The 19,275-nt window shown below is 64.7% G+C and carries 18 protein-coding genes; 9 read left to right on the top strand and 9 right to left on the bottom strand.

The window, feature by feature from the left end; genetic code table 11:
- Positions 1 to 33: 33 nt before the first annotated feature.
- The 3 genes from QD208_RS00565 to QD208_RS00575 all read left to right on the top strand — a co-directional run bounded on the left by QD208_RS00565 (position 34) and on the right by QD208_RS00575 (position 2,974).
- Positions 34 to 321: a hypothetical protein gene (locus tag QD208_RS00565; protein WP_043334752.1), complete on the top strand. Its 288-nt coding sequence runs from the start codon at positions 34 to 36 to the stop codon at positions 319 to 321.
- A 213-nt stretch (positions 322 to 534) separates the two neighbouring features.
- Positions 535 to 2,403, top strand: coding sequence for an EAL and GGDEF domain-containing protein (locus QD208_RS00570; protein ID WP_279835245.1), 1,869 nt, complete (start codon positions 535 to 537; stop codon positions 2,401 to 2,403).
- 214 nt (positions 2,404 to 2,617) lie between these two features.
- The gene (locus QD208_RS00575) at positions 2,618 to 2,974 is read left to right on the top strand and encodes a DUF6482 family protein (RefSeq protein ID WP_279835248.1); all 357 of its coding nucleotides are present in this window, start codon (positions 2,618 to 2,620) and stop codon (positions 2,972 to 2,974) included.
- Between the two features lie 15 nt (positions 2,975 to 2,989).
- Here QD208_RS00575 and QD208_RS00580 read toward each other — a convergent pair whose 3' ends face one another.
- On the bottom strand, positions 2,990 to 3,376 hold the full coding sequence (locus QD208_RS00580; protein WP_248379868.1) for a DUF393 domain-containing protein: 387 nt from the start codon (positions 3,374 to 3,376) through the stop codon (positions 2,990 to 2,992).
- Positions 3,373 to 5,055, bottom strand: coding sequence for a cryptochrome/photolyase family protein (locus QD208_RS00585; protein ID WP_279835251.1), 1,683 nt, complete (start codon positions 5,053 to 5,055; stop codon positions 3,373 to 3,375). Before QD208_RS00585 ends, QD208_RS00580 begins: the two co-directional genes overlap by 4 nt.
- A gap of 194 nt (positions 5,056 to 5,249) precedes the next feature.
- Here QD208_RS00585 and hemH point away from each other — a divergent pair, with 194 nt between their 5' ends.
- Positions 5,250 to 6,239 carry a ferrochelatase gene (hemH, locus tag QD208_RS00590; protein ID WP_279835252.1) on the top strand — a complete coding sequence of 330 codons (990 nt, stop codon included), beginning with the start codon at positions 5,250 to 5,252 and terminating at the stop codon, positions 6,237 to 6,239.
- A gap of 187 nt (positions 6,240 to 6,426) precedes the next feature.
- On the opposite strand, the gene QD208_RS00595 is transcribed toward hemH, so the two are convergent.
- The 6 genes from QD208_RS00595 to QD208_RS00620 are packed head-to-tail and all read right to left on the bottom strand — an operon-like array spanning position 6,427 to position 12,296.
- Positions 6,427 to 6,828 (bottom strand): Na+/H+ antiporter subunit G, encoded by a 402-nt coding sequence (locus QD208_RS00595; protein WP_054555276.1) that lies wholly within the window; start codon positions 6,826 to 6,828, stop codon positions 6,427 to 6,429.
- Positions 6,829 to 6,846: 18 nt separating this feature from the next.
- On the bottom strand, positions 6,847 to 7,116 hold the full coding sequence (locus tag QD208_RS00600) for a K+/H+ antiporter subunit F (RefSeq protein ID WP_043334744.1): 270 nt from the start codon (positions 7,114 to 7,116) through the stop codon (positions 6,847 to 6,849).
- Positions 7,110 to 7,610 (bottom strand): Na+/H+ antiporter subunit E, encoded by a 501-nt coding sequence (locus tag QD208_RS00605; RefSeq protein ID WP_043334742.1) that lies wholly within the window; start codon positions 7,608 to 7,610, stop codon positions 7,110 to 7,112. The genes QD208_RS00600 and QD208_RS00605 overlap by 7 nt, the downstream gene beginning before the upstream one ends.
- Positions 7,607 to 9,148 (bottom strand): monovalent cation/H+ antiporter subunit D, encoded by a 1,542-nt coding sequence (locus QD208_RS00610; protein WP_279835253.1) that lies wholly within the window; start codon positions 9,146 to 9,148, stop codon positions 7,607 to 7,609. The genes QD208_RS00605 and QD208_RS00610 overlap by 4 nt, the downstream gene beginning before the upstream one ends.
- Positions 9,148 to 9,504 carry a Na+/H+ antiporter subunit C gene (locus tag QD208_RS00615; protein WP_043334740.1) on the bottom strand — a complete coding sequence of 119 codons (357 nt, stop codon included), beginning with the start codon at positions 9,502 to 9,504 and terminating at the stop codon, positions 9,148 to 9,150. The genes QD208_RS00610 and QD208_RS00615 overlap by 1 nt, the downstream gene beginning before the upstream one ends.
- The gene (locus tag QD208_RS00620; protein WP_054555277.1) at positions 9,504 to 12,296 is read right to left on the bottom strand and encodes a monovalent cation/H+ antiporter subunit A; all 2,793 of its coding nucleotides are present in this window, start codon (positions 12,294 to 12,296) and stop codon (positions 9,504 to 9,506) included. Before QD208_RS00620 ends, QD208_RS00615 begins: the two co-directional genes overlap by 1 nt.
- Positions 12,297 to 13,011: 715 nt before the next feature.
- On the opposite strand from QD208_RS00620, the gene QD208_RS00625 reads away from it, so the two are divergent.
- Positions 13,012 to 14,688 (top strand): deoxyribodipyrimidine photo-lyase, encoded by a 1,677-nt coding sequence (locus tag QD208_RS00625; RefSeq protein ID WP_279835257.1) that lies wholly within the window; start codon positions 13,012 to 13,014, stop codon positions 14,686 to 14,688.
- Positions 14,689 to 14,779: 91 nt separating this feature from the next.
- Here QD208_RS00625 and QD208_RS00630 read toward each other — a convergent pair whose 3' ends face one another.
- Positions 14,780 to 15,505 (bottom strand): 16S rRNA (uracil(1498)-N(3))-methyltransferase, encoded by a 726-nt coding sequence (locus tag QD208_RS00630; RefSeq protein ID WP_279835259.1) that lies wholly within the window; start codon positions 15,503 to 15,505, stop codon positions 14,780 to 14,782.
- A gap of 197 nt (positions 15,506 to 15,702) precedes the next feature.
- On the opposite strand from QD208_RS00630, the gene phaR reads away from it, so the two are divergent.
- From phaR to QD208_RS00650, 4 genes are all read left to right on the top strand, one after another.
- Positions 15,703 to 16,221, top strand: coding sequence for a polyhydroxyalkanoate synthesis repressor PhaR (gene phaR, locus QD208_RS00635; protein ID WP_279835260.1), 519 nt, complete (start codon positions 15,703 to 15,705; stop codon positions 16,219 to 16,221).
- A 165-nt stretch (positions 16,222 to 16,386) separates the two neighbouring features.
- Positions 16,387 to 17,679 (top strand): phosphoribosylamine--glycine ligase, encoded by a 1,293-nt coding sequence (gene purD, locus QD208_RS00640; protein WP_279835261.1) that lies wholly within the window; start codon positions 16,387 to 16,389, stop codon positions 17,677 to 17,679.
- Between the two features lie 259 nt (positions 17,680 to 17,938).
- On the top strand, positions 17,939 to 18,394 hold the full coding sequence (locus QD208_RS00645; RefSeq protein ID WP_279835262.1) for an acyl-CoA thioesterase: 456 nt from the start codon (positions 17,939 to 17,941) through the stop codon (positions 18,392 to 18,394).
- Positions 18,394 to 19,266 (top strand): phosphoribulokinase, encoded by an 873-nt coding sequence (locus QD208_RS00650; protein ID WP_043334728.1) that lies wholly within the window; start codon positions 18,394 to 18,396, stop codon positions 19,264 to 19,266. Before QD208_RS00645 ends, QD208_RS00650 begins: the two co-directional genes overlap by 1 nt.
- Positions 19,267 to 19,275: the final 9 nt, after the last annotated feature.

A 19,275-nucleotide genomic window follows, 5' to 3' on the forward strand; every position in this document is an offset into this window, starting at 1 on the left:
TCGCAAGACCCGCACTGACGGGGAGGAGATAGCATGGCAGGTGGATTTGGGCGCGGACGCGCACGTACCCCCAAGCTGCAGGGCCGCGGCACGCTGGAGAGCCTGGAGCGTGAAGGGCCCTTCAAGGAATGGCTGGGCATGCCGGACCTCTACCGCTTCACGCTGGTCGTGGAAGGTGAGAGCTACAGCTACCAGACCGAAGACAGCGAAGTGCCGGTGGTGGCCGGTGATATGGTCGTCTTCCGCTACAAGGAGACCAAGGCGGGCAAGTGGATCGACCGCAACTCCCTCGGCAAGGCCATCGACCCCAACTCGCTGTAAGCGTCACCTTGGCGCTTGAGGACCACGCCATGCCGGCTGCCAGGCCGGCATGGCGTGATCCTGTTTTGATCGAGATAGGCGGTACGTCGAGATAGTCGACACATCGAGATAGTCGATCTGACGTCTGGCATCCCCTCTGTCGGATGAGGCGCCTCATGCGCCGCGTGGCACCTTTGTCATCCCTCTGTCATATCAGCATGTTCAGATTCTGACATGCTCCCATCCCCGTCCCTGCAAGCCGCTCATGGCCAGCCTGTCGTCGAATCCTGTCATGCACTGGAGGCGTTGCTGCGTCTGCGCCAGGTGAGCATGCATTTCCAGCCCATCGTGTCATCCAATGGCCGTGAGGTCTTCGCCTATGAGGCGCTGGCGCGCGGGAGTGCCGCAGGGCCACTGGCCTCACCGCTGACGATGTTCTCGGCGGCGCGGGAGCACGGCCGACTGGTGGAGCTCGACAGCCTGTGTCGCGAGCGTGCGCTCGAGCAGTGGTCGACGCTGGGGCTGACGGAGCGGCTGTTCATCAACGTGTCTCCCGATGTGCTGCTGGATGGCGCCCACTCGCCCGGCCTGACGCGTCGCCTGCTGCGGCGCTTCGGCCTGCGTCCGCATCAGGTGGTGATCGAGCTGACCGAGCAGACGCCGGGGCTGGATTCGGCGCTGATGCGGGAAGCCGTCAGCCATTATCAATCGATGGGCTTCGCCATCGCGCTGGATGACCTCGGGGAGGGTTATGCCAGCCTCAAGCTGTGGTCGTCGGTGCAGCCGGACTTCGTCAAGATCGACCGTCACTTCATCAGTGGCATCCATGCCGACCCGCTCAAGCGGCGCTTCGTGCGCTCGATCATCGATATCGCCCACGGCAGTGGCAGTCAGGTGATCGCCGAGGGAATCGAGCATGAGGCGGAAATGGAGTGCGTGCGCCAGCTGGGGGCCGACTATCTGCAGGGCTGGTTGTTCGCGCCGGCCGAGGCCGACCCGCTTGGCCAGCGCGCTGCGCTCGACCGGCATCTGCGCCATCTGAGTCGCAGGCTGCAGCAGCGCCCGCCGCCTGGCCGCAGCATCGGCAGCCTGGCGCGCGCCGTGACGCCAGTGCAGCAGGATGTCACCGTCAATGAGGTCGCCCAGCGTCTGCATGCCGAGCAGGAGGTGATGTCGCTGGCCGTGGTGGACGAGCAACAACGACCGGTGGGCCTGATCATCCGCCATCGCCTGCTGGGGCTGCTGAGCCAGCGCTTCGGGCCGGAGCTGCATGCGCGTCGCCTGATCCACGAGGTCATGCAGTCCAGCCCGCTGCGCGTCGAGGCAGATGAGACGCTGGAGCGCGTCTCGGCCAAGGTGACCGGCCGCGAAGGCAGCGATCGCGATGAGGACTTCATCATCACGCGGGGCGGGCGCTATCAGGGGCTGGGGCGCACCCTGGATCTGCTGCGCATCATCACGGAGCTGCAGGTGGCGAGCGCCGAGGAGGCCAACCCATTGACGCGCCTGCCAGGCAACGGGCCAATCGAGCGTCAGTTGCTCGAGTGCGTGGCTGGCGAGGGCTTGGGCGAGGACTTGCGAGAGGACTTGCGAGAGGACCGCAACGCGCGCTGTGCCGAATGGGTGGCGATCTATCTGGATCTCGACAACTTCAAGCCCTTCAATGACCGCTTCGGCCACGCGCAGGGCGACCGCATGTTGCTGGCGCTGGCGACGGTATTGCGCGATGCGCTGCAGGAGGGTGACTTTCTCGGTCATGTCGGCGGCGATGATTTCGTGATGACGTTGTGCATGACCGAATCTCACCGGGCACTGCGCCTGACAGCGCTCGAGCAACGCCTGGCCGGCCTGCAATCGGCATTCCAGCATGCGGTCGCCAGCCTGTATCCGGCCGATGTGCTGGCAGCGGGAGGCTTCCAGGGCCACGACCGCTTCGGCACCACGCGCTTCTTTCCGCTGACGCGACTGTCACTGGTGGCGCTGCATGGTCTTGCCGGGTGCGAGACGACCCGGATCGCCGCGCGCTGGAGCGAGCTCAAGAGCGAGGCCAAGGCGCGGGACTCCGGGCGTGTCATCGAGGCGTGTGCCTCACCAGTGCAGTGATCTCCGCCTGCGAGTCACTCAATCGTCATCCGCCTGCCCCATGACTGTCATCGCTGGCCATCAGTCTGGCGTGAAGCCTTGAAGTCCATCCTGAAGTGTCGGGCTGCTGGGAGTCTGAGTCGCCCAGCCCCTGTTTTCACGGGCTATCCTTGTACCACGTCGTCGTCTTACGGCCTTACCATGCGCAGTCCCCTGGATGCGCAGGAGTCTTTACATGTCCAGAACCGCCAGCATCTTCACGCCGTCCGCCATCTTTACCAGCAATCTGCAATCCTTGATGGCCGAATACCCTGCACTGGAGGCACGCGTGATCAGTCATGCCGCCAGTCGTTTCTATCAGGTCCAGCTGGTGCTGGAAGCCGCCGGCGAGGAAGAGGAGGAGCGCTGTGAGCTGCTGATGAAGCGCGGCAAGCCGATGCTGTTCCGCTCGCTGGAGGATGTCTACAGCGAGCTCAAGCGGGGCGGGATGTCACGGGCGTGGCTGGTCTCGCAGGTCGCCAATGACGAGATGATCGGCCGCCCGCCGCAGTATCACCAATCCTTGAGCTCGCGTATCCCGTTGAGCTTCTGAGTCCGCGCTACTGGCTCAGGTGTGTTTTTGAGGCACCCAGCGGCCAATGCGTTCGCGATGGCGGGCGAAAAAGCGGTAACTCAAGTCCAGCAGCGGGCGCAGGCCCGGCAGCAGCGACAGGCGCACCAAGCGCCGATAGCCGAGTACCGCATAGAGTGCTCGGCTGGCATCCATGCCGACATACCACTCCCCGCGTGCGTCCTGCACATGCAGACGTCCCATCATGGTCTCGAAGCTCAAGCCCAGCGCCTGAGGTGAGAAATCTGGTGCACGGATGTCCACCGTTCTGACCCGCTCCCGCCCGGGATGCCTGGCCAGCCAGGCGACCTCGCGCTGGCACAGGGGGCACTTGCCATCGTGGTAGAGCGTGACCGGTGCGCTGGCTTGCCAGATGCGACTCATGAGGATTCCTTGTCGGTGATGAGACTGGAGGGCGCGGCGTAGTAACCGACGCGATGGGCATCACTGCCATAGTCCGCGGCGCTGTCGAGGCGAGCCAGGAAGGCGTCAGCCTGTTGCAGCAGGGCTTCGCGCTTGTCGTCCTTCATGCGTCGCCAGCTTCCGTAGACCAGTGACATGCGCGGATTGCGTGACAACGCCTCGCGATGGCGCTCGATGAAGTGCCAGTAGAGACTGTTGAACGGGCAGGCTTGCGGGCCGGTGACCTTCTTCGGCGAGTACTGGCACCTGGCGCAGTGATTGGACATGCGGTCGATGTACTTGCCCGAGGCACAGTAGGGCTTGGAGCCCATCAGGCCGCCATCGGCATGCAGCACCATGCCCAGCGTATTGGGCAGCTCGACCCACTCACAGGCGTCCACATAGACCGCCAGATACCAGTCGCATAGCGCCTCGGGCTTCACGCCGCACAGCAGCGCGAAGTTGCCCGTGACCATCAGGCGGCGAATATGGTGGGCGTAGGCATGCTCGCGGGTGCTGGCGATGGCCTGATCCAGACAGCGCATGCCGCTGTCTCCCGTCCAGAAGAATTCCGGCAGGTTGCGGCTGGCTTCCAGCCGGTTCTCGCGCTTGTAGCCGGGCATGCGCGTCCAGTAGATGCCGCGCACATATTCGCGCCAGCCGAGTATCTGACGAATGAACCCCTCCGCCGAATTGATCGGCACCTCGCCACGCCGCCAGGCGGTGTCCACGGCGCTGCAGACCTCCTGCGGGCTCAAGAGGCCGATATTGAGCGCGGCAGACAGGCGTGAATGGAACAGGAAGGGGGCGCTGTCCTCGATGGCATCCTGATAGCGGCCGAAGTCCGCCAGGCAGTGATCGAGAAAATGCGCGAGGTCAGAGCGGGCCTGGGCGCGGGTGACGGCCCAGTTGAAGTTCTCGAGGCTGCCGAAGTGGCGCTCCTTGTCACTGGCCTGCTCCCCGAAGCGCGCCGCGACCAGCGCCAGTACCTCGCGGGTCGTCGCATCTTCGTGATGGGCATGCACCGGCGGCGGTGGGGCGTGGAAGTCGTCTGGAATCGGTTCGCGGTTGTCGTGGTCGTGGTTGAACTTGCCGCCGGCGGGTTCGCTGCCTTCCATCAGCAGGTCCGTGTCACGGCGTTGCTCGCGATAGAAGTACTCCATGCGCAGTTGCTTGCGGCCCTCGGCCCAGCCGGCGAAGGCTGCCGGTGTGGTGAAGAAGCGTGTGTCCTCGAGGACTTCCCAACGCACGCTGCCGGCATTGCGTCGCGCCAGAAAGTCGTCCAGCAGACGCCACTCGCCGGGGCGGGTCACCAGCACGCCATCACATTGATACAGGGCGGCCAGACGCTCTGCCTCGCTGGCCAGACGCTGGAGGTTGTCCGGGTCCTCCAGTCGGCTTTCATGTACCTGCCAGCCACACTCCCTGAGTTCCTGGGCGTGATGGCGCATCGCGGTCAGCATCATCGCGATCTTGTGCGGGTGATGCGGCACGTAGCGGCCTTCCTCCTCGACCTCGCAGAAGGCGATCACGCTGTCGGCGGGTGCCTGCTTGAGGCTTGCCAGCTCATGGCTGAGCTGGTCGCCGAGGATCAGCACCAATGGCCGCGCGAAGTCATGACGCGTCGCCAGGCGCAGAGTAGCGGGGGTGGGATCGGGCACGAGGACTCCGGAGGGGTTGTGACAATAATTGTCTTAAAGCTATACAAATAGTGATGATAGTATAACTTCATCCCTCACGCACAGGGCGAGCTGGTAATATGACTGCGCTGTCGTGAAGTTGGCTGCGCTGCGGTGAAAGTGGATACGCTGCCGCTTTACCTCTCTTCTTGCCCCTAGTCAGGAGTCCATCATCCATGAGTACCCCGCGTTTTGGCGTCATGCTGGTCAATCTCGGCACCCCCGATGCCCCGACCCCCAAGGCGGTGCGCCGTTACCTCGCGGAGTTTCTCGGTGATGTGCGCGTGATCGACCTGCCGCGTCTGCTCTGGCTGCCGATTCTGCATGGCCTGGTGTTGACGACGCGTCCCAAGAAGGTGGCCGAGGCCTACGCCTCGGTGTGGACGGAAGACGGCTCGCCGCTGATGGCCATCGGCAAGCGGCAGCGCGCCGCGCTGGAAGCACGCCTGGCCGAGTCACTGGGCGAGGACATTCCCGTCGAACTGGCGATGACCTACGGCAAGCCGACCATGGAAGAGGTGGGGCGCAAGCTCGCCAGCCGCGGTGCCGACCGCATGCTGATCCTGCCGCTCTATCCGCAGTTCTCGCGCACGACTACCGCCGCGGTCTTCGATCGCCTGGCGCGCGCCCTCAAGCCGTGTCCGCATCTGCCGGAGCTGCGTTTCGTGCGCGACTATCACGACCACCCGGATTACATCGCGGCGCTGGCCGCCAGCGTGCGTGAGCACTGGGAGAAGGAAGGTCGGCGCGGCAAGCGCCTGCTGATGAGCTATCACGGCATTCCCAAGCGCTATGCCACCGCAGGCGACCCCTACCCGACGCAATGCGAGCGCACCAGCCAGTTGCTGGCCGAGGCGCTGGGGCTTGGTGACGATGAGTGGGCGATGACCTATCAGTCACGCTTCGGCAAGGCCGAGTGGCTCAAGCCGTACACCGATGAAACGCTGAAGGCGTGGGGCGGTGAAGGGCTGGAAAGCGTCGATGTCATCTCGCCGGCCTTCGCGGCTGACTGTCTCGAGACGCTGGAAGAGCTGGAGGAAGAGAACCGCGGCTACTTCACCGAATCCGGTGGTGGCGACTTCCGCTACATCCCGGCGCTCAATGACCGCAGTGACCATATCGACCTGCTCGAGGCGCTGTGTCGCCAGCATACTCGGGGCTGGTAACGAGCAGGCCCGTCATACTGCCTTTGCCCGAGAAATGAAAACGCCCCACCAGTCATCACTGGTGGGGCGTTTTCATGTTGCTGGCCTGCTGTTCGTGAATCCGCTCCTGCGAATCAGCGCTCGTGAATCCGCTCTCGTGGCTTGGCCCCGCTTGATGAGGGCCTGCCTGGCGAGAGCCGAGTGACGATCACGGCAGGCGGGATTCGCTGGCCTCGGCGTTGACCTCGTCCGGCTCCTCGGCGACTTCGAGTCGCTCCGGCACGTTGCGTGTGCGGCTGTCCGCCACCAGCTTCTGGTGCAGCGCCGCCTTGGACAGCAGGTGAGCGGTCACGGGAGCGGTGATGAACAGGAAGATGGACACCAGCATTTCCTGAAAGCTGAAGTGGCCGGTGGTGGCGCGGAAATAGATCATCGACGCCATCAGCACGCAGCCGACCCCCAGCGTGGTGGTCTTGCTGGGGCCGTGCAGGCGCATGTAGAAGTCCTTGAGGTGCGTCAGTCCCAGAGAGCCGATGAAGGCAAACAGGCCGCCGGCAACCAGGAAGAAGGCGATCACGCCTTCGAGGACAGGATAGAACCAGGTGGGCATGGGGAGTCTCCGCTCAGGTCATTCGATGATGTCGCCGCGCAGCAGGTACTTGCAGACTGCCACGGTGCTGACGAAACCGAGCATGGCGATCAACAGCGCCGCCTCGAAGTAGGACTTGCTGTTGAGCTGGATGCCGAACAGCACGATCAGGGCGATGGAGTTCACGTACATGGTGTCCACCGCCAGAATGCGGTCCGGCAGGTCCGGCCCGATGGCGAGCCGGAAGACGTTGAGCACCAGCGAGGCGGCGAACAGCGCGATGCTGATCCACAGGGCGATGTCTAGCATTCGAAGATCTCCTTGAGCGGACGCTCGTAGCGCTGGCGGATCTCGTCGATCAACTCCTGCTCATCCTCGACATCCAGCGCATGGATGATCAGATGGCGACCATCCAGCGTCAGATAGGCCGAGACCGTGCCCGGCGTCAGCGTGATGGTGCTCGACAGCAGGGTGATCGGGAACTTCTCCTCAAGCTCCAGCGGGTAGCGCACGAAGGCTGGACGGAACTTGGCGCGCGGATTGAGGATCAGGTAGGACACCTGCAGGTTGGCGATGATGATGTCCATGATCACGCGCAGGAAATAGCTGATCAGCCGCCAGGGCTTCTGGAGGTCGGGCTGCGGCTCCCAGAAGCGGTAGGTCAGGATGGGAATCGCGATGGCCAGCACTGCTCCGAGCAGGATCTGACCGGGCGCGACGCTGTTCTGCAGCATCAGCCAGACGATCAGCAGCAGTACCGACAGCATCGGCGTGGGCAAGAGACGGGAACGCGGCTTGATCATGAGACATCTCCCTTCAGCGGCGATGCGGTTTCCGGTGCCGCGTCCTTGCCGAGCAAGGATTCAAGATAGGGGGCCGGGTTGGACAGCTGCTCGGCGGTGGCCTTGGTCCAGTTCGCCAGCGGCCCCGCGAAGATGACCAGCATCAGCGCGGCCGAGATCAGCCCGCCAGTGGCGATGGCACGGGCTACGCCGATGCGCTCGCCGCTGGGTTCGGCCTTGCTGGTGCGCCAGAACACGCTGGAACCGGCGCGTGAGCAGGCGACCAGCGAGCACAGACCGGCCAGCAGCAGCAGCGGCCACAGCCAGATCTGCTGCTCCGGCGTCGCCGAGGCGAGAATCAGCGCCTTGCCGATGGCGCCCGAGAACGGCGGCAGCCCGGCGGCGGCGGCGGTGCCGATCAGGAAGAGGCCGCCCAGCAGGCCTGCCTGCAGCAGCGGGCGCGAGCGCACGATGCGTGCCCCGGCCTTGCCGCGCTGACCGGCGACCACGTCGACCAGCAGGAAGAGCCCGCCGGTGACCAGCGTCGAGTGGATCAGGTAGAACAGCAGCGCGCTGTCTGCCTCGATCGTGTTCATGCCCAGCGCCGTCAGCAGCGTGCCTACCGACACCATCACCAGATAGGCCACCAGGGTGCGCAGATCACGCGCGGAGAGCACGCCCAGCATTGCCACCACCAGGGTGGCGAGTCCTGCCCACCACAGCCAGTCACGACCGAGGTCCGCCAGTGCGCCAGCGTTGTCGGTGAAGATCAGCGAGTAGACGCGCAGGATGGAGTAGATGCCGACCTTGGTCATGATCGCGAACAGCGCCGCCACCGGTGCCGAGGCCGCGGCATAGGCGCGTGGCAGCCAGAAGTACAGCGGCAGCATCGCCGCCTTGAGGCCGAACACCACCAGCAACAGCAGGCCACCGGCTTCCATCAGACCGGCACGGCCCGGGTCCAGCGTAGTGACGATGACCGCCATGTCGGCCATGTTCAGGGTGCCGGTCACGCCGTACAGGATACCCAGCGCGATCAGGAAGAATGCCGAGCCCATCAGGTTCAGCACCACATAGTGCAGCGCCGACAGCGTGCGTGCCTTGCTGCCGCCATGCAGCAGCAGGGCATAGGAGGCGATCAACAGCACCTCGAAGAACACGAACAGGTTGAACAGATCGCCGGTCAGGAAGGCGCCGTTGATGCCCATCAGCTGCAGCAGGAACAGGCCATGGAAGTTGGAGCCGGTCTCATCGATGCCCGCCGTGGCGTACAGACAGGCCAGCAGGCCCAGCAGCGAGCTGAGCAGCACCATGGTCGCCGACAGGCGATCCAGCACCAGCACGATCCCGAACGGCGGCTGCCAGTCGCCCAGCGCGTAGTAGCGGATGGTGCCATCACCGGCCTGCACCACCAGCGCGATGGCGATGGCCACCATCAATGCCTGGGCCACCAGGCTGACCGTGCGACGCAGGGTCGGTGAGGTGGCGCGACTCAGCAGCAGGCCCGCCCCCACCAGCAGCGGCAGGACAATCGGAAGGACAATCAGGTGTTGCAGCATCACTTGGTGTCCTCTTTCTCTTTCGAATCATCCAGGCGATTGCCGTTGACGTGGTCACTGCCCAGGTCGCCGCGCGCGCGCATCGCCAGAATGACCACGAAGGCCGTCATGGCGAAGCCGATCACGATGGCGGTCAGCACCAGCGCCTGAGGCAGCGGGTCAGCTGCTGGTGAGCCGGCACCGACCACGGCTGGGTTGCCGTGCATCGCAAGGCCACCCATGGAGAACAGGAACAGGTTGACGGCGTAGGACAGCAGCGTCAGGCCGACCACGACGGGGAAGGTGCGGCCACGCAGGGTGAGGTAGACACCGCAGGCGGCCAGCAGGCCGGTGGTAGTGGCGTAGAGGGCTTCCATCACATCTTCTCCTTGGTCGGGCGATGCGGAGTCGTCAGCTTGCCCAGATTGGCGAGAATCATCAGGGTCGCGCCGACCACGGTCAGGTAGACGCCGAGGTCGAACAGCAGCGCGGTGGCCAGCTCGATTTCCCCGATGACGGGCAGGGTGAAGTGGCCGAAGGAGGATGTCAGGAACGGATAGCCGAACACCCAGCTGCCGGCGCCGGTCAGGCCTGCGATCAACACCCCGGCCGCCGCGACGGGCTGATAGGGGAAGCGCAGCCAGCGCTGCGTCCAGTCCACGCCTCGCGCGATGTAGAGCAGGATGATGGCGACCGCCGTCACCAGACCGGCGATGAAGCCGCCGCCCGGCGCATTGTGGCCACGCAGGAAGATGTAGACCGAGACCAGCAGTGCCAGCGGCAGCAGCGTCTGGGAGACGGTGGCCAGGATCATCGGATGGCGATCCGGCGACCAGCCACGGCCATCCAGGTCACTGGACGGCATGAACAGGCGCAGACGGTTGAGCAGCTTGAAGATTGCCAGACCCGCGATGCCCAGTACGGTGATCTCACCCAGCGTATCGAAGCCACGGAAGTCGACCAGAATCACGTTGACCACGTTATGGCCACCGCCGCCGGAGACCGCATTGGCCATGAAGAAGTCGGAGATCGACTCCACCGGGCGGGTCAGGATGGCGAAGTTGAGGCTCGCCACCACCACGCCGAAGGCACTGGCCAGCAGCACGTCGCGCATGATGCGGCGTGCGCTGGATTCCTTGGGCGTGCGCTGGGGCAGGAAGAACAGCGCCAGCATCAGCAGGATCATCGTCACCACCTCGACCGCCAGCTGGGTCAGTGCCAGGTCCGGTGCGGCGAAGCGCGCGAAGGCCAGCGAGGTCATCAGGCCGACCACGGACAGCATCAGCAGCGAGATCAGACGCTTGCGGTGGGTGATCGCGGTACCGAGGCCGGCCAGGCCGGTGATCACGGCGCCGGTCAGCAGCATGCCATCGAAGGGCTGTTGCTCAAGCTCCCCACCCAGTTGCGGCACGGCCAGCAGCCCGATGCCGACGAACAGCAGCGCGGTCAGCAGCAGCCACAGCATGTAGCGCTGCAGCGAGCCATTCTCGAAGCTGTCCATGCTGCGCTCGGAAAGCTTGACGAGACGCTGCACGTTGGCCTCGAACACCAGCAGGGCATTGCGCGCGCGGAACTGACGCTGGAAGGAATAGAGATGATGGCGCAGGGCATAGACGGCGACGCCGCCCGCCAGCGCGATACCGCTCATCAGCAGCGGCAGATTGAAGCCGTGCCAGATGGCGAGGCTGAAGTCCGGTACCGGTCCGGCCAGCACGCTGGCGGAGGCACTGACCAGCAGGTCCTTGATCACCAGCGACGGCAGGATGCCGACCAGCAGACAGATCAGCACCAGCACCTCGATGGGCAGCTTCATGTAGCGCGGCGGCTCATGCGGGGTCTTGGGCAGATCCTTCGGCTCGCCATTGAAGAAGACGTCGTGGATGAAGCGCAGTGAGTAGGCCACCGACAGGATGCCACCGAGGGTCGCCAGCGCCGGAATCAGCCACGACAGGCCGCCCAGCAGCTGGGCATCGAGGCTCTCGGCGAAGAACATCTCCTTGGACAGGAAGCCGTTGAGCAGCGGCACACCGGCCATCGAGGCCGAGGCGACCATCGCCAGCACCGTGGTATGCGGCATGTAGCGATACAGGCCGTTGAGCTTGCGGATGTCACGCGTGCCGCACTCGTGATCGACGATGCCGGCGGCCATGAACAGCGAGGCCTTGAAGGTGGCGTGGTTGATGATGTGCAGCAGACCCGCGACGGCGGCCATCTGGCTGTTGAAGCCGAACAGTAGCGTGATCAGGCCCAGGTGACTGATGGTCGAGAAGGCCAGTACGCCCTTGAGGTCCTGCTTCATCAGCGCGAACCAGGCGCCATACAGCAGGGTGGCCAGGCCGGTCAGGCTGACGATGTAGAACCACAGGTCTGTCCCCGCGAGCACCGGGTGCATGCGCGCCAGCAGGAAGACACCGGCCTTGACCATGGTGGCGGAGTGCAGGAAGGCGGACACCGGCGTCGGCGCCGACATCGCATGGGGCAGCCAGAACTGGAACGGGAACTGGGCCGACTTGGTGAAGGCGCCCAGCAGCACCAGCACCAGCGCGACCGGATAGAGCTCGTGGGAGCGGATCTGGTCCGCCGCGGCCAGCACGTCATCGAACTGGTAGCTGCCGACGATATGCCCGATGACCAGGATACCGGCCAGCAGTGCCAGACCCCCGGCGCCGGTGACGGTCAGGGCCATGCGGGCGCCCTTGCGCGCCTCGCTCAGCTGGTACCAGTAACCGATCAGCAGGAAGGAGCTCAGGCTGGTCAGCTCCCAGAACACCCACATCAGCAGCAGGTTGTCTGCCATCACGATGCCGAGCATCGCGGTCATGAACAGCATCAGGAAGCTGTAGAGGCGTGCCAGCGAATCCTCGCCCGACAGGTAATAGCGGGAATAGAGAATGATCAGCAGGCCAATGCCGAGAATCAGCAGCACGAACAGCCCCGACAGACCATCGAAGCGCAGCGACAGGTTGAGTCCCAGCTCCGCGATCCAGGGCAGATGGAACTGGGGCACCATGCCCGAGAAGACGTCTCCAAGGTGGAAGACGGCGATACCGAGTGCTATGGCAGGCGCCACCGCGGTCAGCCAGGCAAGGCGTGCACGGGGCAGATTTCTGGCCATCAAGGGCACCAGGGCACCGAGTAACGGCAATAGCACGATCAACAGCAGGGTCATGGAAGACTCGCTCCAGTCGTTGTTGTAGTACGTAGTCCGTCATTCGTGGGCAGCGCAGACACAGGCTCAGGGCCGGACTGCCAGCTTCGAGATCGGGAGGCGGAGTTTCGGCCACTGGGTGCCGACAGAATAGGCGAGCGCACTACAGGTTGCCGCGATGAAGTGCCGGACACACGAGACTCTGTCAGGAAGACGTTCTCATGGGGCCATGCGAGACACGACATGCGTCACGCGGCAGCAAGGGTTGGCAGTGGCTGGCTCAGGCTGCACGGAGGATCTGGCGCGGGTTCAGCGCGTCAATCGCTCCGGGCATGACGTTACCGTCGCAAGGGGCGGATCCGTCAGGAAGGGGAGTCGCACGGCACGGGGTGCCAGCATCCAGGATGGGATGAGGTCCGCAGCGCGTCCCCGGCTGCCCGCAACGGGCAGACGGCGAATATGCCGGGTTGGTGCGGTCATGTCATGTCTTGCGAGCATGGCCGTATTCCTCCTGAAGCCCCTGGATGACAAGTGTGTGTTCGAGTGGAGACACTTGCGCGATCTTGTTGAAAACATTGATGGAACGTGACCTAACCTCTCGAATGTATCACGCACTTGCACCCCTCGCCAGCGCATGCCCGACCCGCCGGAACGCGACATGTACCGTGTGAAGTGTTGTACAAGATGTCGGTTTTCTTGTACAAATATTGCACGCCATACGTTCCACGGAGTCATCATGCACGAGGTCGCCAGCATGAATTCGGGCAACGCACCGGAAACCTCTCTGGTGTGGTTGCGTCACGACCTGCGGCTGGAAGACAACCCGCTGTTCGCGCTGCCCCTGTCACGTCGCCCGCATCAGATGCTGGTGATGTATGTCTTCGACCGTCGCTGGCTGACGCCGAGCGACGGCTTGCCGCGCTTGGGACCAGCGCGTCTGCGCCTGCTGTGGCAGAGCCTGATGAATCTGCGAGGCATGCTGCTGCGCCGCGGCAGCGACCTGCTGGTGCGCGTCGGGGACCCCGTCGAGGAAGTGCTGACGCAGGTCGCCCAGCATGATGTCCAGTGTCTGGAAGTCAGCCTCGCCGCCGCGCCGGAAGACAGCCGCGCCCTGCAGCAGCTCTCACGGCGTCTGCCGGCCTCGACCCGGCTCCACTGTCATCCTGCTGACCAGATCGCCTTCGACAGCCAGCTGCTGGATGGCCCACTGCTTGATCGCCTGCTGCCGGGCAGATTCCCCCGCGAAGAGACGGCGCGCCTGCGTGTGGCGCATGAAGCGTCTCGCGTGGTAGATGAGCGGGCGGCTCCCTCCAGTGATCTCAAACTGCGTGACACAGCCTCTGCTGATATAGGCGTATCAGGCGATCATGACACCCTGGCGACCTGCGCCGCGCTTGCCTCGCAGGTGCTGCGCGCCAGTGGTGGCGATGACTCTGGCGTGGCGGATTTGATGCTGCCGCCTTCCGCTGTGCTCACGCCGGTACCCGGTGCCTTGCAGGCCCGCCCCCAGCGTGAGGCTCTGTCTCAACGCGAGGCTTTGCCGACAGGGCTGAACGATGAGCAGTGGCGCGCGCTATGCGAGGCGCAGTCGCCCTTGCAGGGACTGCCCTATTCCCTGCCGCCGTGGCCCGATTCTGCCTCGCGTGGCTTTCCGCCGCTGGATGCCATCTGTGGCTCGGCGCAAGCCTGGCAGCCGGCGACTGCCAGGCTTGCGGAGCTGCAGGGCGGCGAGGAGCCAGCCCGCGTTCACCTGTCGACCTTGCTGTGGGGCAAGGCCTGGGCGAAGGGAGATGGCGGCAAGAGCGATGACGACTCGATCGAAGGGGCGTCCTATCAGCGATCGCACTCTGTCGATGCCGAAGGCACCGGTGTGCCGGCGGGGCTGGCACCCCAGCGGGAGGCGGGGAAGACGCTGGACGATATGCAATTGATGGCGCGCCCGGCGGATGCATGGCCACTGGCAGCGTGGCTGGCGCTGGGTTGCATCAGTCCGCGCCGCATCCTGCAGGTGCTGGATACGCGCCGCCGCGAGGCGGGTGATGAGGCGATCAATCAGCAGCTGCTGGCCATCGTGCTGCAGCGCGAGTGCTGGCAGCGCATGCTGCGTGACAAGGATGAGGAGGCTCGCGCGGCCTGGTATGGCGCTGCGTTGCGGGAAGACGTCGCAAATGACGCCGCCTTTGCGCGCTGGAGCGAAGGGCGAACCGGCGATGCCCGGGCCGACAAGGCCATGCAGGTGCTGGTACGTGAAGGCTGGTTGCCGTGGTCCGAGCGCAAGTATCTGGCCGGTGCCTGGCTGGAGGGCGGCGGCGACTGGCGGTTGGGCGCGCGCTGGTTCGAGCGTTGCCTGCTTGATTACGACGCCGCCATCCACTGGGGCGAATGGCGGCATCTGGCGGGCTTCGATGTGTGATCGGACGGTGTCGATATCACGCGAGTCGTCTAGGAAGATCCAGGCCCTGGTGGCACCTCATCTATGACCTGCTTTTATGACCTGGCGCTCTTCAGCCCAGACGGGCCAATAGCGCCGTGACGGCCGTCTCGACGCGCAGGATGCGCTCGCCCAGATGCACCCCTTCAAAGCCTGCCGCCATGAATTTCTCGACCTCATAGTCCACGAAGCCGCCTTCCGGGCCGATGGCCAGAATCACCGGCTCGCGGACGGCGCGTGGGCACTCATCCGGCATGCCCGGATGGGCGATGATGCCGCGCGGAGGCGTGCCTGATGCTGGCGTCATCAGTGCCGGCAGGCGGTCTTCCACGAAGGGTTTGAACAGTTTCTCGTGGGTCACTGTCGGCATGATGGTGTCACGCGCCTGCTCCAGTCCCAGCACCAGATGCTGGCGAATCTTGTCTTCCTTGAGCTCCGGCGACTGCCAATAACTCTTCTCGACCCGTCGCGTATGCAGCAGGGTGATGTGCTTCACGCCCAATGCCGTGACGTGTTCCAGCGAGCGTGCCAGCATGCGCGGGCGCGGCAGCGCCAGCAGCAGATGCACGTCGAGTGGCGCCGGCGGCTGACGGTCCAGCGTCAGGCTGAATTCGGCGCTGTCCGCGTCCAGTCGCTCCAGGCGGCCACGGCCGATCAGGCCACCCTCCACCCCCAGCGTCATCTCGTCGCCGACGCTGGCACGATGCACCTCACGCAGATGGCGCAGGCGGCGTGGGTCCGTGACACGTGCGTTGTCCTGAGCGGTCAGGTCGTCAGCGCCGAGCAAAATCAGATTCATGGCAATACCGGGGCAGTGGAGGGCGGGATGCATCGCTTACAGACAGCGGCAAGCGGGCGTTATTCTAGCATGTCGTGCATGCTGACCCGACGGGGACGGCGTTGGCATGGCGTCAATGGCTGACGCGTGGAGACGCCTTTTCTTGCAGTCCCCCCCCTTGAGTGCACAATGAAGAAAAATCGACAGGAGCCTGACACGTGCGAGTGATCCGCAAATATGCCAATCGGCGCCTATACGACACCGAGCAGAGCCGCTACGTGACCCTGGAAGACCTGCGCAGCCTGGTGCTGGCGGAAGAGGTCTTCAAGGTTGAGGACGCCAAGAGCGGTGAGGACCTCACGCGCACCATCCTGCTGACCATCATCATCGAGCAGGAGCAGGGCGAGGGCGAGGCCGAGGTCTTCTCCAACGAGCTGCTGGAGCAGTTCATCCGCATCTATGCGATGGCCAAGCCGTTGCCGCTGGCCGGTTATCTGGAGCAGGGCACGCGCCTGATGATGGAGCAGCAGCAGCGCATGCAGGAGCAGTGGTCCCAGGCCATGCGTCACTCGCCGATGGAAATGATGCGCGAGGTCGCCGAAGAGAACCTGCGCTTCTGGCAGCAGGCCATGGGCGCTGGCATGGGTGCTGGCAAGAGCGCCTCACGCTCACAGCCGAGCGATGCGGATGCGGCGCCTGATGAGTCGGACACGCCGCCGGACGATGAGCGGCGCTGAGTGTGACGCCGTGTCAGATCCAGCTTTCACAGAAATTCATCGTGATGTGAAAAGGGGCGCCCCGAGCAGGGCGCCTTTCTGCCATAATGCGCAGCCTGATATTTCCTCGGTAGCTCGCGCCATGCGGGTAGCCCTGATCCTCACTGGCTCATGAAGGTTGAAAAGATGAAGGTCCTGATCATCGGCGGCGGTGGCCGCGAACATGCGCTGGCCTGGAAGGCCGCCCAGTCATCCCGTGTCGAGGAGGTCTTCGTGGCGCCCGGCAATGCGGGCACGGCGCGCGAGTCCAAGCTGACCAATCTGGCGATTGCCGCTGACGATCTCGATGCGCTGGTCGCCTTCGCGCGTGACAACGCCATCGAGCTGACCATCGTCGGCCCGGAAGCGCCGCTGGTGATCGGCGTGGTCGATCGCTTCCGTGAAGCGGGGCTCAAGTGCTTCGGCCCGACGGCCGGTGCCGCCCAGCTGGAAGGCTCCAAGGCCTTCACCAAGGACTTCCTGGCGCGTCATGCCATCCCGACCGGCGACTACGCGACCTTCGCGGAGGTCGATGCGGCGCTTGAATACCTGGCGGCCCATCCGGCGCCGATCGTCATCAAGGCCGATGGCCTGGCGGCCGGCAAGGGCGTCGTGGTCGCGATGAGCGACGAGGAAGCCCGCGCCGCGGTGCGTGACATGCTCGAGGACAACGCCTTCGGCGATGCCGGCGCACGCGTGGTGATCGAGGAATTCCTCGACGGCGAGGAAGCCAGCTTCATCGTGATGGTCGACGGCGAGAACGTGCTGCCGATGGCCACCAGTCAGGATCACAAGCGCGTCGGCGAAGGCGATACCGGCCCCAACACCGGCGGCATGGGGGCCTACTCTCCGGCGCCGGTGGTGACGGCTGACGTTCACCAGCGCGTGATGGACGAGATCATCCTGCCCACCGTGCGTGGCATGGCGGCTGAAGGCCATCCCTATACCGGCTTCCTGTATGCCGGCCTGATGATCGATGCCCAGGGCGCGCCGAAGATCATCGAATACAACTGCCGCTTCGGTGACCCGGAAACCCAGCCGATCATGGTGCGTCTGAAGTCCGATCTGGTCGCGCTGTGTCTGGCCGCCGAAGACGGGCGTCTCGACACCCAGACCTGCGAGTGGGATTCCCGCGCGGCGGTCGGCGTGGTGCTGGCAGCTGGCGGCTACCCGGCCAGCTACCGCAAGGGCGATGTCATCAGCGGCTTCGACGCTGCCGAAGCGACCGGCTGCAAGGTCTTCCATGCCGGCACCGCCGAGCAGGACGGCCAGGTCGTCACCAGCGGTGGTCGCGTGCTGTGCGTCACCGCACTGGGCGACAGCGTCGCGGCGGCCACCGAGCGTGCCTATGAAGGCGTCGATGCCATCAGCTGGCAGGACATGCTGGTGCGTCGCGACATCGCCTGGCGTGCCATCGCTCGCGAGCGCGGCGATAACTGAAAGCGCTGAGTCGCACGGGCCACCACCCCGCGACATGCCTGCTTCACGACAAGACCCGGCCCCAGGCCGGGTCTTGTCGTTGGGGCGTCTCTCGACGCCCTGAGCGCCTACGACCATCGTGTCGGGGTCTGGTCATGTCGGTGTCGGGCATGCGATAACCCTAGTCATCCTATATTCCTTCTTGAGGCTGACCGGCGTCGAAAGATGGCGTCGCCGTCCGCCCTGAACCCTTTTCCTGTCTCGCCGACAAGGAGTCTGCATGGACCGTATCCGGCTTGAATTTCCGGTTTCCCGCCTGGTACATCGCCACCCGATGACGATTCGGGTCAGCGACATCAACTATGGCCAGCACCTGGGTCACGACAGCGTGGTCAGCCTGGCGCACGAGGCGCGGGGCCAGGCCTGGCAGGCGCTGGGCTTCCCCGAATGGAACATCGATGGGCTGATGAGCATCGTCGCGGATCTCGCCGTGCAGTATCAGGGTGAGGGCCGGCTGGGCGACGCCCTCGTGGTGGAAACGGCCATCGACAGCGTGTCCGGCAAGGGGCTTGGTGTCCATCACCGCCTGCTGCGTATCAGCGATGACACGGTACTGGCGACGCTGCGCGTCGGGCTGGTGTTCGCTGGCGAGCAGGGGCTGGCGGAGCCGAGCGCGCGCGCCAGTGTCGCCATCGAGCAGGCTGTCTCTGCCATGTCGTCCCGGGTAGCCAACTGATGTCGCGGGAATATCCGATCATCGCCGTGACGGGGTCTTCCGGCGCGGGCACCACCACGGTCATGCGCACCTTCGAGCGCATGTTCTCGCGTGAGGCGATTCATGCCGCCTACGTGGATGGGGATGCCTTTCACCGTTATACCCGTGACGAGCTGGTGCGCATGTTTCAGGAGGCGCCGGAGCGCAAGCGCGAGCTGTCTCACTTCGCGGTCGAGGCCAACCAGCTGGATCGTCTGGAAGCGCTGTTCGTCGAATATGGCGAGCAGGGCTCCGGCACGCATCGCCACTACATCCATGCCGAAGACAAGCGCATGATCGAGGCCGGCTACAAGGTCGGCACCTTCACCGAATGGCAGTCGCTGCCGGATTGTACGGACCTGCTGTTCTACGAGGGGCTGCATGGTGGGCTGGTGACGCCGGAGCATGACATCGCGCGTCATGTCGATCTGCTGATCGGGGTGGCACCGACCATGAATCTGGAGTGGATCCAGAAGATCGATCGTGACACCAAGCTGCGCGGGCACTCCCAGGAAGCGGTGGTGGACACCATCCTGAGCCGCATGGATGACTACGTGCGCTATATCCAGCCGCAGTTCTCACGCACGCACATCAACTTCCAGCGCGTGCCGACGGTGGATACCTCCAACCCCTTCGAGCCGCAGGATATCCCGACGGATGCCGAGTCGATGGTCGTGATCCACTTCCGCGATCCCGGCAGTGTCGACTTCCCGTTCCTGCTCGCGATGATCCAGGGGTCATTCATGTCGCGCCCGCATACGCTGGTGGTGCCCGGCGCGTTGATGGCACTGGCCATCGAGCTGATCATCACGCCGCTGGTCAAGAGCCTGCTGGCGCAGCGGCGGTTCCGCTAGCGGGAGACA

It is taken from the genome of Cobetia sp. 29-18-1, from assembly GCF_029846405.1.
GTDB lineage: Bacteria > Pseudomonadota > Gammaproteobacteria > Pseudomonadales > Halomonadaceae > Cobetia > Cobetia amphilecti.